Below are 13,172 nucleotides of genomic sequence, written 5' to 3'. Positions count from 1 at the left end.
GCCTCGGCCGCGCTCCCAGGTGTTCAGGGCGTGGCGCACCGGCGGAGCTCTTCGAGCGTCTTCGCGCGGGTAAGGCAGCCGAGCTCGCCGGGGTCCACCCTGCTCCCGGCGAGCTCCCGCTTGCAGTCGGATGTCCACTCCGACGAGAGCCTCTCGCCCTCGCTGTGGATCACCACGGAGGCTTTCCCCGCGCCCCCTGGAGCGGTGGACCCGACCCGCTTTGCCTCCGCTGCCCATGCGGCGCGCATGCCCTCGCCGATCGTGCGGCAGTCGTCTTCGGACATCGTCTTGCTGCAGCCGCTGAGGACCGCGCTTGCGAGCACGAGGAGGGCCACGGCGGCGCGCTGCTCGCCAGGCAAACTCCTGCCCACGCGAGCGCGTGCTTGGCCAGCGAGAGGCCAGCAGCGCGGCCCGCGCGGGAGAGTTGCCTCCGGTTGGCGAGCAGGCCAGCCCACGGACTAGCTGTCGATGAAGCTCTTGAGCTGCTTCGAGCGGCTGGGGTGCCGCAGCTTGCGGAGCGCCTTCGCCTCGATCTGCCGGATGCGCTCGCGGGTGACCTCGAAGTCCTGACCGACCTCTTCGAGCGTGTGGTCGCTCTTCTCGCCGATGCCGAAGCGCATCCGGAGCACCTTCTCCTCGCGCGGCGTCAGCGTCTTCAGGACCTTACGGGTCTGCTCCGCGAGGTTCATGTTGATCACGGCCTCCGCGGGCGAGATCACGCTCTTGTCCTCGATGAAGTCGCCAAGGTGCGAGTCCTCTTCCTCGCCGATGGGGGTCTCGAGCGAGATCGGCTCCTTCGCGATCTTCAGGACCTTCCGCACCTTGTCGAGCGGGAGCTCCATCTTCTCGGCGATCTCCTCGGGGGTCGGCTCGCGGCCGTACTCCTGCACGAGGTAGCGCGAGGTGCGGATCAGCTTGTTGATCGTCTCGATCATGTGGACCGGGATGCGGATCGTCCGCGCCTGGTCCGCGATCGCGCGGGTGATCGCCTGCCGGATCCACCACGTCGCGTACGTCGAGAACTTGTAGCCGCGCTTGTACTCGAACTTGTCGACGGCCTTCATGAGGCCGATGTTCCCTTCCTGGATGAGGTCCAGGAACTGGAGGCCGCGGTTCGTGTACTTCTTCGCGATGGAGACCACGAGGCGGAGGTTCGCTTCGACCAGCTCCGCCTTGGCGCGCTCCGCCATCCGCTCGCCTTCGCGGATGTTCTCGTAGGTATCGCGGATCGCCGCGACGTCGATGTTGAGCTCTTCCTCGACCTTCTTCAGGCCCTTCTGGGCGTTCTTGATGGTCGATTCGAAGTCGTTGAGCTCTTCGCGGTTGACGTTGAGCTTCTTGGCGAGCCGCCCCTCGAGGGCGCGGTTGCCCTTCACCTTGATGAGCTCGCGCTTGAGCTCGCCCTTCGAGAGCCCGGTGCGCCGCTCCAGCTCCGTCGCCCCCGCCTCGGCTTTCTCGACCTTCGAGATGAGGCTCTTCAGCTTCTGGACGATCTTGTCGATCGTCCGCTTGTTGAGGCGCATCTCCTCGAGCGTCGTCACGAGCTCGGCTGTCGCCTGCGTCACCTCGACGTCGATCTGCTTGCGGCGGACCTCCGTCTTCACCTCTTTGCGCTCCTCCAGGAGCTCCGCCTTCTTCTTGTCGACGCGCTTCACCTTGTCGATGAGGCGGATGATGCGCCGGTCGGCCTCCTCCTCGTCGAACTCCTGGTCGTCGTTCTCGGCGTCCTTGATGAGCTCCTTCACCCGGATCTTGTGCTTCCGGAGCTTCTCTCCGAGATCGATGATCTCGCGGACGGCGATGGGGGAGTCGAGGATGGCGGCGTTGACCTTCTGCTCGCCGATCTCGATCCGCTTCGCGATCTCGACCTCGCCCTCGCGGGTGAGCAGCGAGACGCTGCCCATCTTCCGGAGGTACATCCGGACGGGGTCGTTCGACTTCGAGTAGTAGTCGACGTCCTCTTCCTCGCGGTCGGGCGTGACGACGAGCTTCTTCTCGCCCGCCTCCTCGTCCGCGATGCGCTTCGGCGCGATCTTCACCTGGGTCGCGCCGTCGACGATCTCGATGTCCTCGTCGCCGAGGGCGCCCACCACGTCGTCGAGCTGATCGGGCGCGACGTCCGCGGGGAGCGCGTCGTTCACCTCGTCATAGGTGAGAAAGCCTTTGCTCTTGCCGGTTTCGACGAGCTTTTCCAGCGTCTTTCGGTCCTTCTCTGACCGCTCGGCCCGGATGCCCGCGTCTCCTTTGTTGCTTGGGCGTGCCCCCGGCTCGCGTGTCGATGCGTGCCGCGCGCCGTTCAGCGCGCCGCCCCCCGCCGCCCTCGCGACCCCGCCTGCCCGACCGGAAGATTGCTTGGCCTTGCTCGCCATTACCTCATGCTCCACTTACGGCGATCAGCTCGCCGCGACCGACAAGACACCAAATGACTCCGATAAACTCTAGGGATCACGCACGTCGGGCCGCCACGGCGAGGCGACCCGGAACGCATCAAGGAAGACCGAGACCCCCCGCTCTTCGCTGGAATAGCTCACGCAGCAAAGCGTTTTCAGCATCAGCGTCGACCGCGCTCTTCTGAAGCTGGCTCACGACGGCTGCTTTTTGTCGCGCCAGGGCCTGTCTGCTCAACTTTTGTGAATTCTCCAAGAGCGTCGCCTTGGCCGTTGAGGCCGCTTCGAAGACAGGCGAGACCAGCCGTCCAGCCGCGAATGAATGGATCGGAGCCGGGACTTGCGCAAGAAATTCGCTGGCGGCAAGACCCATTTCAAAAGTGAAATTTTGACGCGCCGCAACAATCGCCAGGGCGACGTCGCCTTCGAGGCACTCCAGCGCTGTCTGGAGATCGTCGTCGGCCAGAAGCTCGGGAAAATCGAGGAGTGCGCCCAGGATCTCCAGGCTTACCTCCTGAATTTGCGCGCGTGAGCGCGCGCGCTCCCACGTCTCGGTCGTCTGTCCGGAGGGGATCACCTCGCGGGTTGGCTGGTTCCGCGGGCGGGAGAGGGACTCCTCGACGACGCGCTCCAGCTGCCGGAGGTCGTCCGGTGAGCGGCCGCCGATCACGAGCTTCGAGGAGAGGCGATCGGCGTAGAGCTTCGCCATCATCCTGAGGTTCGGGTCGTCTTCTTCGGCGAGCAGCGAGGTCACGGCGCGCACGCGGGCGAGCTGCTCGGGCAGCGACGAGCCTCCGAAGCTGTCGCCGTCGAGCGCCTCGTCGATGAGGTGCTCGAGCAGGCCGCGCGCCGCTTTGACGATGCGCGCGATCGCCTCTGGGCCGTGCTTGCGCGCGAGGTCGTCCGGATCGACGCCGGAAGGCAGCACGGCGACGCGCGCGCTGAGCCCCGCCTCGCGGCACGGGGAGCGCGCCGCGCGCGTGGCCTTCTTGCCGGCCGCGTCGCCGTCGAACAGCAGGATGACCGCGGGCGCGAAGCGCTTGATGAGCTTCGCCTGTCCGGGCGTGAAGGCGGTCCCGAGCGGAGCGATCGCCTGGCCGATGCCGCGCGCATGGAGCGCGACGACGTCGAAGTTGCCTTCCACGAGGATCGCCTCGCCGCGCTGGCGGATCGCCTGGCGCGCCTGGTGCAGCCCGAAGAGGTGCTCTCCCTTCGTGTAGATGGGCGACTCGGGGCTGTTGATGTACTTCGCCGGCGCGCCGTCGGCCTGCGGCGCAGGGCCGGTGAGGCCGAGCGACGAGAGCTCGGGAGGGCTGGGATCGGGCAACGCGCGTCCGCTGAACGCGATCACCCGGCCCATCACGTCGGTGACGGCGAACATGAGCCGGTGCCGGAAGCGGTCGTAGTGTCCGCTCCCCGACGAGCGCGGCACGAGGAGCCCGACGCGCTCCGCGAGGACCGGGGAGACGCCTTGCTGTCGCAGGTACGTGGAGAGCCCGTCCCAGCCGAACGGGGCGTAGCCGATCCGGAACGCCTGGAGGGCGTCGGCGATCGGATCGGCGGCTCCATCGCCGTCGCGGAGAGGCAGGCCGCGCCGCAGGAGCTCCTCGTGAGCGTAGCGCGCGAGTGGGTGAGGAGCGCTGCCCGGCCCTCCGCGGAGGCTGTGCTCGAAGAACGTCGCGGCGAGGTGGTTGACGGCATAGAGGTCGTCCTTCGACCTGCGCGCCGCCTGCGCCTCGCGGCGCTCGGCCTCGGTCAGCGACTCCGCCACCTCGATGCCGGCGCGCTCGGCGAGCGCGCGGACCGCCTCGGCGAACGTCCGGCCTTCGAGCTTCATCACGAAGTCGATGGCGCTGCCGGTCTCCTTGCAGCCGAAGCAGTGGTAGAACCCGCGGTTCGGGCTCACGTGGAAGCTGGGCGTCTTCTCCTTGTGAAAGGGGCAGAGCCCGGTGAAGGAGTGCCCTCGGCGGGCGAGGCGCACGCTTTCGCCGATGAGCGCTACGAGATCCGTGCGCTCTTTCACGAGCGCGATCGTCTCCGGAGAGATCATGGGCTGCCTTGGGGGCTCCGTGCGTGCGGGGCCCGCGGATCATCACGGGTGGACTCAGATGGCGTGGCGGCGTCCGCGCCAGCGCCTCGATGGTGCGGATGGCTCGCGAAGCGGGAGACCCCCCAGTCCCTCGCGGCCTGTGTGAAGACCAGTGTCCTGTGCGGCGGCCGCACGTGCAAGGCGGTAGCCGCCAGAGACGTCACTTCGGATCGGGGAACGGAGAGCCGGGCTTCTTGTGGTCCGTGAGGCTCTCGTCGGGCTGGGAAGCCTCGACCATCTCGTCGACCGGCGGCGCCTCGGCGTGCTCGGCCAGGAACCGCGTGTCTTCGCGGACCATCGGAGGGGGCGGATCGCCGATGAGCTCGAGCTCGGTGGCGAGCCACTGCTCCTCTTCGATGAGCGCCCTACGGCGCGGATCAGTCAGGTCGCCTTGCCAGTGGTCGAGCTCGGTATCGACCTCCTTGAGCCGGCGGCGTACCCTCACGACGTCTACGTCGTCCTTCACCGCGAAGCGCTCGGTGAGGAGCAGCGCGGTGTCGTCGGCGACCTCGACGAAGCCATGATGGACGGCCAGGCGGTGCTCCTGACCGTTCTGGTGGTAGGTCACGAGGCCGGTCCGGAGGGCGGCGAGCAGCGGGAGGTGACCCGGGAGCACGCCGAACTCGCCGGCGACGCTCGGCGCGGTCACGTCCGTGACCTGCTCGCGCAGCGCGACACCGGTCGGCGTCACGATCTCGAGGAGGATTGTGTCGGCCATGGCTGCGTCAGGACGCCCTCTGCGACGCCTTGGCCTTCACGTCCTCGATGCCGCCTACCAGGTAGAAGTCCTGCTCCGCGACATGGTCGAGCTTGCCGTCGAGGATCTCCTCGAAGCCCGCGATCGTGTCCTTGAGCGGCACGAGCTTGCCCTCGAGCCCGGTGAACTGGGCGGCGACGAAGAACGGCTGCGACAGGAACTTCTGGATCTTGCGGGCGCGCGCCACGACGAGCTTGTCGTCCTCGCTGAGCTCGTCCATGCCGAGGATGGCGATGATGTCCTGGAGGTCCTTGTAGCGCTGCAGCGTCTGCTGAACGCGCCGCGCGACGGAGTAGTGCTTCTCACCGACGATCTGGGGATCGAGCATCGTCGAGTTCGAGTCGAGCGGATCGACGGCCGGGTAGATGCCGAGCTCCGAGATCGCGCGCGAAAGCACGGTGGTGGCGTCGAGGTGGGCGAAGGCCGTGGCCGGCGCGGGGTCGGTCAGGTCGTCCGCGGGGACGTAGATCGCCTGGACGCTGGTGACGGAGCCCTTGGTCGTCGAGGTGATGCGCTCCTGGAAGGCGCCCATCTCCGTCGAGAGGGTCGGCTGGTAACCGACGGCGCTCGGGATGCGGCCGAGGAGCGCGCTCACCTCGGAGCCGGCCTGGGTGAACCGGAAGATGTTGTCCACGAACAGGAGGACGTCCTGCCCCTCCTCGTCGCGGAAGTGCTCGGCCACGGCGAGCGCCGAGAGCGCGACGCGGGAGCGAGCGCCCGGCGGCTCGTTCATCTGGCCGTAGATCAGCGCGGCCTTCGAGATGACGGGGCTGCCGTCCGCGAGCTTCGACTCGCTCATCTCGAGGAAGAGGTCGTTGCCCTCGCGCGTCCGCTCGCCGACGCCGGCGAAGACGGACACGCCGCCGTGCGCCTTCGCGACGTTGTTGATGAGCTCCAGGATGAGCACCGTCTTGCCGACGCCAGCGCCGCCGAAGAGGCCGATCTTGCCGCCCTTGCGGTAGGGGGCGATCAGGTCGATGACCTTGATGCCCGTCTCGAAGACCTCGACCTTGGTCGACTGCTCGATGAAGGGGGGCGGCTCTCGGTGGATCGGCGCCACCTTCTTGGCGTGCACGGGCCCGGCTTCATCGATCGGCACACCGACGACGTTCAGGATCCGGCCGAGGCACTCGTTGCCGACCGGCACCATGATGGGCTTGCCCGTGTCGCGGACTTCCATCCCGCGCACGAGGCCGTCGGTGGAGTCCATCGCGATCGTGCGCACCGACGACTCGCCGAGGTGCTGGGCGACCTCGAGCACGAGGTTGTCTGGCTCAGCCGAGATGCTCGGGTTGCTCAGCTTGAGCGCGTTCAGAATCTTGGGCAGCTGGCCAGCCGGGAAATCGACATCGACGACCGGTCCGATGACCTGGGTGATCTTTCCAACAACCATGGAGCGGGAGCCCTCCTCGTACGTGCTTTGACGAGTCGCGGGGCCCACTAGCACGGACCTGCGCGTCCGACTAGTGCCGTCTGCCAGAAATTCTGCGGGATTTTTGACAGCCACTCCGCTGCGGACGCGCAGCATTGGGCGTGTTTTCCGGGGCTGGGCTCCACACGGGACGTCCGGGTGCGACGTCCATTCGCGGCCGCTCTCCGGCTCTGGCGAGGGGGCGCCGGTGCGCGGCGGGCGCTCAGCGTCCTCTGGAGGCGGCGATCCGCGCAAACGCCTCCACGCTGAGCGTCTCGCCTCGCGCGTCGAGCGAGATGCCGGCGTCCTTCGCGTGCTGCTCGAGCTCCTGGGAGGACCAGCCATAGAGGTTCTTCCAGGCGTTCCGGAGCGTCTTGCGGCGCGCCGAGAACGCGGCGCGCACGGCCGCGCGAAAGGCGTCCGTCTCCTCGGCGCGCCGCGGGCGCCACGGCGTCAGCACGACGACCGCCGAGTCGACCTCGGGCCTCGGGTAGAACGCGCCGGCGCGCGCGATCAGGAGGCGGCGCACGTCGAACGCGGCCTGCACGAAGACCGAGAGCGCGCCGTAGTCGGCGCTGCCCGGGGCGGCGACGAGGCGCTCCGCGACCTCGAGCTGCACCATGAACACCGCGCGATCGATCTGATGCGCGACGGTGGTCGCCTGCTCGAGGAGCCGGCCGGTGATGTGGTACGGGAGGTTGCCCGCCACCGCGTGCGGCCGCGCGTGGCCGGAGAGCGCGCCGACCCAGTCGACCTGCGCCGCGTCGGCCTCGAGCAGCGTCAAGCGGCCTTCCTCGATCGGTCCAGCGAGCTGCTCGCGCAGGATCGGGACGAGGTCGCGATCGCGCTCGATGGCGACGACGTGCGCGGCGCGATCGAGGAGCGGCCGCGTGAGCGCGCCGAGCCCTGCTCCGATCTCGATCACCGCGCCGCCCTCTGTCGTTGTGGCCGCCTCGGCGATTCGGCGCGCCGCATCGACGTCGACGAGGAAGTTCTGCCCGAACCCCTTCTTCGGGGAGAGACCGCGTGTGCGCAAGAGCTCTGCGATGGCCATCTCTCGCCCTCAGATCTGTGGTGGGTGCGCCCCGTCGTGGGCTGCGTCTGCGGCTCTGCTCGGCGCGGCCGCCGCGCGCAGCCGCACCACGCGCACGCCGACCTTACGGAGCACGGCTTCGCGGCGGGTCTGAGCCACCCGCGCGCGGATGAGCACCGCCTCGGCCGCGATCGGCGCTAGCTCCTGGAAGGCCTTGTTGGCCGGCGTGGGGCCGCTCTGCCCCTCGTCGCCGTCGCTCTCCTGCGGCCGCGGAGCCTCCCAGGGAGGGCCGAGCCCTGGCTCGAGATCCGGGAGCGTCCACACCACGTGGACAGCTTTCCGAGAGAGCCGACGCACGGCCTCCGAGAGCTGGCTCAGCTGCGCGTCGGCGGGAGGCGGCGCGAGGACGTAGACCATGCTCGCGCGCGGCTTGACGCGCGCGATGTGCGTGAGCGACTCGGCGACCGCCACGGCGGGATCGCGCCGATCCGGCTCGGCGCGCGCGGGCGACTCGATGCCGTAGCTCGCGAGGTAGCGGCGCAGCGTCCGTTCGCGCTGCGAGCGTCCGAGCGGCGCAGGCGCCGAGAACGGCGCACGCGCGCGCATCGACTCCGCGCGGGCCGCCAGCCGGTCGAGGTCGCCGCGGCGCAGATCGTCGAGGCCGCGCGCGTCGAGCGGCCTGAGGTGCTCGATGACGCGCGCCGCGACGTCCGACTCGTCGAGCTCGCTCCGATCCGCGTCGTACGTGCCGCACCCGACGGTGAGCGCTTGCGCGATCTTCTGGCCATGCCCTGGGCCGTGATCGGGCGCGATCGTCACGCGCGGGCCGGGCGCCAGGATGATGAGCCCGACACGATCGCCGCGCCCGAGGTGCCTCGTCGCGATGGCCGCGGCCTCGTCGATCATGAGATCGAGCGGCGCGCGGCCGAGCGGCCCCGCCCAGAGCTCCACGGCCGCGTCGACGAGGACCCAGACCACATCCCGCTCCTCGCGCTCGAACTCCCGCACGAGCAGTGTGCCCCGGCGCGCGCTCGCCTTCCACGCGATCTTCCGGAACGGGTCCCCCGGCTGGTGCTCTCGCAGCTCGCGCAGGTCGTCTCCTTCGCCGCGTACGCGCCCGGGCTTGCCGGAGGCAGCGAGGAGGTGACTGCGTCCTCCGCGCGGCTGCGTCAGGTACGGCATGAAGGGCCGCGGGAGCACCTCGATGCCGTACGGGTTCGCGAAGGTCAGGGGTACCTCGAAGAGGCCCGGGGCGCCGTGCACCTCGAGCGCGAGCCCGTGGAGCCCGTGCTGGCCGACGCGCGGCGTTCGCACGATGACCTTCACCTTGAGCCGACCCGAGGCGGAGACCTCGCCGCGGTTCGGCTCGATGCGCACGTCGAGCTGCGACGAGGCGATGGTGCGCAGCTTGACGTAGCGAGCCGCGAGGGTGTCGCGGTTCCGAACCTCGGCCTCGATCTCCACGGTGCCTCCGCGCGCGGAACGGAGGATCCGCCGCGAGCCGCCCCAGAGCATCTCGAACCCGGCCGCGCGGATGCGCGCCACCGACACCAGCGTCACGCCGCGGGCGAGCGCGATCGCGACCAGGATTGCCCCGCCCCAACCGACGATCGCCGGCTCGCGCGCGATGAGCCCGGCGCCCATGACCGCGACGCCGGCGATGGCCAGGTGGGCGGCGGTGCGCGTGGGGTAGAGCTGCATGCGGATCTACGCCGGCCGCGCCGCGCGCCGGTACCCCACGCGCTGAACCGCCTCGTCGATGATCGTGTCGCGCGCCTTGGGGTCCACGTCGGCCTCGGGTACCAGCACCAGGCGATGGGCCAGCGTCGCTGGCGCCATGCCGCGCACGTCGTCCGGCGTGACGAACGGGCGCCCGCCGATCACCGCCGCCGCCTTCGCCGCCTGGACCAGCGCGAGCGTGGCCCGCGGCGACGCGCCGAGCAGCACGCGAGGGTGCGTGCGCGTGAACGCGGTGAGGTTCACCGCGTACTCGTACAGATCGTCCTCGACGTGGATCCTTCGCGCGACGCCCTGCAGCATCAGGAGGTCCTGGACGGAGAGCGTCGCCCGCGCCCGCGGCGCCTCGACGTTGTGCGCGCGGAGCATCGCCACCTCGTCCTTGTGCTGCGGGTAGCCGAGGCTCACGCGGATGAGGAACCTGTCGATCTGCGCCTCGGGCAGCGGGTAGGTCCCCTCGAGATCGATCGGGTTCTGTGTCGCGAGCACCATGAAGGGCGACGGCAGCTCGAAGCGATCGCCCTCGATCGTCACCTGTCGCTCCTGCATGGCCTCGAGCAGGGCCGACTGGGTCTTCGCCGGGGCGCGGTTGATCTCGTCGGCGAGCACGAGGTTCGCGAAGATCGGACCGGGGCGCAGCGTGAAGGTCCCCTCTTTGGGCGACAGGACATAGGTTCCCGTGATGTCGGCGGGCAGGAGGTCGGGCGTGAACTGGATCCGCCGGACCGACGCGCCCAGCGTGGCCGCGAACGCCTTGACCAGCGTGGTCTTCGCGACGCCGGGGACGCCCTCCAGCAGCACGTGCCCCTGCGCGAGCAGGGCGGTGAGCATCAGATCAATCGCGCGCGGCGATCCGATGTAAACGCGCGTGATCTCTCGCCGGACCGCCTCGATCCGCTCCTTGGCCGCGGAGATTTCGTCGACGGCGACGGCCTGAACCTGGTTCATCGAGCGCCTTTGTCTGAGTGGGGTGGTGCGAGCTTCGCGTCTGTTGGCGACGGGGACGCCGTCGCAGGATCGGGGGGCGCGCTGGGGTGACGTCCGCGCGGCGGCTTCCGGCCGTCGGCGCCGCAGGCGGCGAGGACGTTCCGCACGACGTCGGCGGCGTGCATGAGCGCGGGCCTGGACACGTTCGCCGGTTTGCCGGCGACGACGGACGCTTCGACTCGGTACATGGTGCCCAGAACATCCTTGAAGGCCGAGAGGGCTCGCTCGTCAAGAGATCCCTCTCGCGCCACGAGCCGCGCGACCGTCTCCTGCGCCGGATTCGCCTCCAGGCCGAACCGCAACGACAGCGCCTCGAACAGGGCGCTCTTCAGCTCGAGGAACGCGAGGCCCCGCGGGGACGAGGGGGCGGCGAGGACGGCGAAGCGCCCGGCTGCGCCTCCCTGGGCGACGAGCGGCGTCGGGCGGGCGTACCGGGGGAGCGGGCTTCGGTACGGCCGTGCGGAGGCGCGCGCCGTCCAGATCGCGAGGCCGAGGCCGGCGAGCGCAGCGAGCGCGAGGAGGGCGCCGCCCGGAAGTCCGTCGCGGCGGGCGCCCTCGACGGCGCTCGCGAGCGCCTTGACCTGCGCGTCGAAGTCCTTGCGGAGCGACGTCTCGCCGCCGAACGAGCTCTCTTCGTCGAACCGGTTCGCGACGATGTGGAGCCGCCCTCGGCGCGGCTCCGCCCCATCCTCGTCGACCAGGTAGCGGGTCAGGCCCGAGGCGAAGGCGCGGTTGCCCGGGTACCTGAGCATCATGTTCATCAGCGCGGACGGGTCCCCCATCGCGAAGAGCCGGCCCTTGCCGACCTGCCCGGCGACGGCGAGGATCACGTCCGGCTCGCTGACGGCGCGGATCCGCAGCACGGGCGAGAGGTTCGGGTGCCGGAGGCCGGTCGCGTGGTTCGTGACGAGCCGCTCCACGTGGCTGACGACGGGGTGCCGGCCGACGGAGTGGCCCCCGACGGTGTCGGCGACCGGCTCCGCGATCGCGAGGGAGGGCCGGTTCCGGAGCGCGGCGAGCGGCCGGGCTGGCGTCGGGATGCGCTCGATCTGGAACCGCCGGAGCGTGTCGTCGCCGCGGCCGAAATCGTCGATGATGGCGAGCCGGCCGCCGGCCTTCATGAAGGAGGTCGTGTCGTCAGCGTCCAGCGTTTGCAGCGGGTGGAGGACCAGGATGCCGTCCTCGGGGCCGACCTGGCTCCAGTCGAGCACAGCGACGGGGTGGACCCTCGCGGCCCCCAGCTCCGCGCGCGCGATCTCGAGAAGCTCCGAGCAACCCTCCCAGCTCGGGTCGTTCACGTCGAAGGCGGCGCCCGCTGCCCGGGCGGGCGCAAGCAGCGCCATCAGTGCGACCAGCACCGCCAGGAAGGAGCAGGATGTGACCTGCGAGCGCACTGGCCGACGCCGATCTTCCCGAACAAGTTCGGAAGCGGAGCCGGAACCAGAAGCAGAACCCGACCCTGAGCCTGAGAAGCATGCGTGCGAAAACCACGCGCCGTGCCGCGTCATGAGCGCCGCGAACATACCACTGTCGGCCCGACCGATAACCTTGACCCGCCATCCCACATTGCTAGATTCGCTTCTAAGAGCGGGGTGCTTTCTCGCAGACCTCGTTCCACCAATTCAGCCGAGCACTCTACGAGGTGGAGGGGTTAGTCGATGCTTCCTCCGTTCATCATCGAGCAAATACGGCAGCGCGAAGAAGAGAAGGATCGGTCCAGAAGAGAAGAAATTCGACCGCGCCTCGAGCTGCCGATCGAACGCTACCCTGCACCTCGTCGTCTTCCGGACTCGGAAGAGGACGATCCCAACCGGGGTGTCATCATCCTCGATCTGGGCTGACGCCACGTGTAGCACGCGCTTCCGCGTGAACTCGCTGGAAGCTCTGCTCCAGCAACGTGTCCTGGACGACGTACCTCCGAGACACTCCCCGTTCTTCTCGCGAATTCCACGAAATTAGTGACCGTTCTGGCACGCGGATCTCGGCTCCGCGCTTGCACCAGGCTCGTCCGGCGAGGACGGTTGGCGACGGGGCGAGAGGGGCTTTGAGCGGGCCGCCGTGGTCCGGAAGTTGTCCGCTGCAGACGTGCCCTGCTTGTGCGGGGTTGACCCCCGGCAGGATCTTCGCCTAGGTTGCGCCCCCACTTCTGGCGCCGAGCACTGAACGAGCTACGCTCCGGCGCCTCCAGAGCAGGCCGTGCACAACGTGCGCACGGGCTCTTCCATATCGATCGAGGTTCTACAGATGGCCGTTCATATTCGCCTCGCCCGCGCGGGCACCAAGAAGACGCCCTTCTACCGCATCGTCGTCGCCGACCAGCGCAGCCCGCGCGGCGGCAGGTTCATCGAGCGGCTGGGCACGTACGACCCGCGCAGGACCGAGATCCGCCTCGATGTTCCCCGCGTGAGGCACTGGATCTCGAACGGCGCCCAGCCGACGCACACGGTGGCGCTGCTCCTGAAGCACCCTGGGCTGGCCCAGGCGGCCGCTCCTGTGGACGTCGCGAAGTAGCATGGCCTCGTCGACGTCTCCGCTGGTCGATCTCGTCGCGCTGGTTGCACGCGCGCTCGTCGATCAGCCGGACCGGGTCGTCGTGCGCGAGGTCGCGGGAGACCGCTTCCCCCGGATCGAGCTGACGGTCGCTCGCGAGGATATCGGCAAGGTGATCGGCAAGGACGGGCGCACTGCGCAGTCGATCAGGACGTTGCTGAGCGCCGCCGCGAGCAAGTCGGGGCGCCGCGCGCACCTCGACATCCTCGACTGAGACGAGC

General features: G+C 69.3%; 12 protein-coding genes. 3 read left to right on the top strand and 9 right to left on the bottom strand.

Translation table 11 applies throughout. The annotated features are described in order from the left end of the window. Positions 1-23 precede the first annotated feature (23 nt). From WME79_RS25065 to WME79_RS25025, 9 genes are all read right to left on the bottom strand, one after another. Positions 24-371, bottom strand: a complete 348-nt coding sequence (locus tag WME79_RS25065; protein ID WP_437539715.1) for a hypothetical protein — start codon at positions 369-371, stop codon at positions 24-26. 87 nt (positions 372-458) lie between these two features. After that, positions 459-2,369, bottom strand: a complete 1,911-nt coding sequence (gene rpoD, locus WME79_RS25060; RefSeq protein ID WP_437539713.1) for an RNA polymerase sigma factor RpoD — start codon at positions 2,367-2,369, stop codon at positions 459-461. 118 nt (positions 2,370-2,487) lie between these two features. Continuing rightward, a complete protein-coding gene (gene dnaG / locus WME79_RS25055; protein WP_437539711.1) occupies positions 2,488-4,437 on the bottom strand; it encodes a DNA primase in 1,950 nt (649 codons plus the stop codon). Between the two features lie 199 nt (positions 4,438-4,636). Next, positions 4,637-5,194: an ATP synthase F1 subunit epsilon gene (atpC, locus tag WME79_RS25050; protein ID WP_437539709.1), complete on the bottom strand. Its 558-nt coding sequence runs from the start codon at positions 5,192-5,194 to the stop codon at positions 4,637-4,639. A 7-nt stretch (positions 5,195-5,201) separates the two neighbouring features. Then, positions 5,202-6,626: a F0F1 ATP synthase subunit beta gene (atpD, locus tag WME79_RS25045; protein ID WP_012237076.1), complete on the bottom strand. Its 1,425-nt coding sequence runs from the start codon at positions 6,624-6,626 to the stop codon at positions 5,202-5,204. Between the two features lie 241 nt (positions 6,627-6,867). Beyond that, positions 6,868-7,698: a 16S rRNA (adenine(1518)-N(6)/adenine(1519)-N(6))-dimethyltransferase RsmA gene (rsmA, locus tag WME79_RS25040; protein WP_437539707.1), complete on the bottom strand. Its 831-nt coding sequence runs from the start codon at positions 7,696-7,698 to the stop codon at positions 6,868-6,870. 9 nt (positions 7,699-7,707) lie between these two features. Beyond that, positions 7,708-9,378: a DUF58 domain-containing protein gene (locus WME79_RS25035; RefSeq protein WP_437539705.1), complete on the bottom strand. Its 1,671-nt coding sequence runs from the start codon at positions 9,376-9,378 to the stop codon at positions 7,708-7,710. Between the two features lie 6 nt (positions 9,379-9,384). Further along, complete coding sequence (locus WME79_RS25030) at positions 9,385-10,362, bottom strand: AAA family ATPase (protein ID WP_437539703.1); 978 nt, start codon at positions 10,360-10,362, stop codon at positions 9,385-9,387. After that, the gene (locus WME79_RS25025) at positions 10,359-11,795 is read right to left on the bottom strand and encodes a DUF4350 domain-containing protein (protein ID WP_437539701.1); all 1,437 of its coding nucleotides are present in this window, start codon (positions 11,793-11,795) and stop codon (positions 10,359-10,361) included. The genes WME79_RS25030 and WME79_RS25025 overlap by 4 nt, the downstream gene beginning before the upstream one ends. Before the next feature lie 264 nt (positions 11,796-12,059). Here WME79_RS25025 and WME79_RS25020 point away from each other — a divergent pair, with 264 nt between their 5' ends. The 3 genes from WME79_RS25020 to WME79_RS25010 all read left to right on the top strand — a co-directional run bounded on the left by WME79_RS25020 (position 12,060) and on the right by WME79_RS25010 (position 13,165). Next, positions 12,060-12,242 carry a hypothetical protein gene (locus WME79_RS25020; protein WP_157906850.1) on the top strand — a complete coding sequence of 61 codons (183 nt, stop codon included), beginning with the start codon at positions 12,060-12,062 and terminating at the stop codon, positions 12,240-12,242. Positions 12,243-12,645: 403 nt separating this feature from the next. Then, the gene (gene rpsP, locus WME79_RS25015) at positions 12,646-12,912 is read left to right on the top strand and encodes a 30S ribosomal protein S16 (RefSeq protein WP_437539699.1); all 267 of its coding nucleotides are present in this window, start codon (positions 12,646-12,648) and stop codon (positions 12,910-12,912) included. Position 12,913: 1 nt separating this feature from the next. Next, positions 12,914-13,165 (top strand): KH domain-containing protein, encoded by a 252-nt coding sequence (locus WME79_RS25010; protein WP_012237070.1) that lies wholly within the window; start codon positions 12,914-12,916, stop codon positions 13,163-13,165. The last annotated feature ends 7 nt before the right edge of the window (positions 13,166-13,172 follow it).

The sequence above is a fragment of the Sorangium sp. So ce726 genome (genome assembly GCF_051521405.1).
In the GTDB taxonomy this organism is placed as follows: domain Bacteria; phylum Myxococcota_A; class Polyangia; order Polyangiales; family Polyangiaceae; genus Sorangium.
This window is presented reverse-complemented; position numbering and strand designations above follow the sequence as displayed.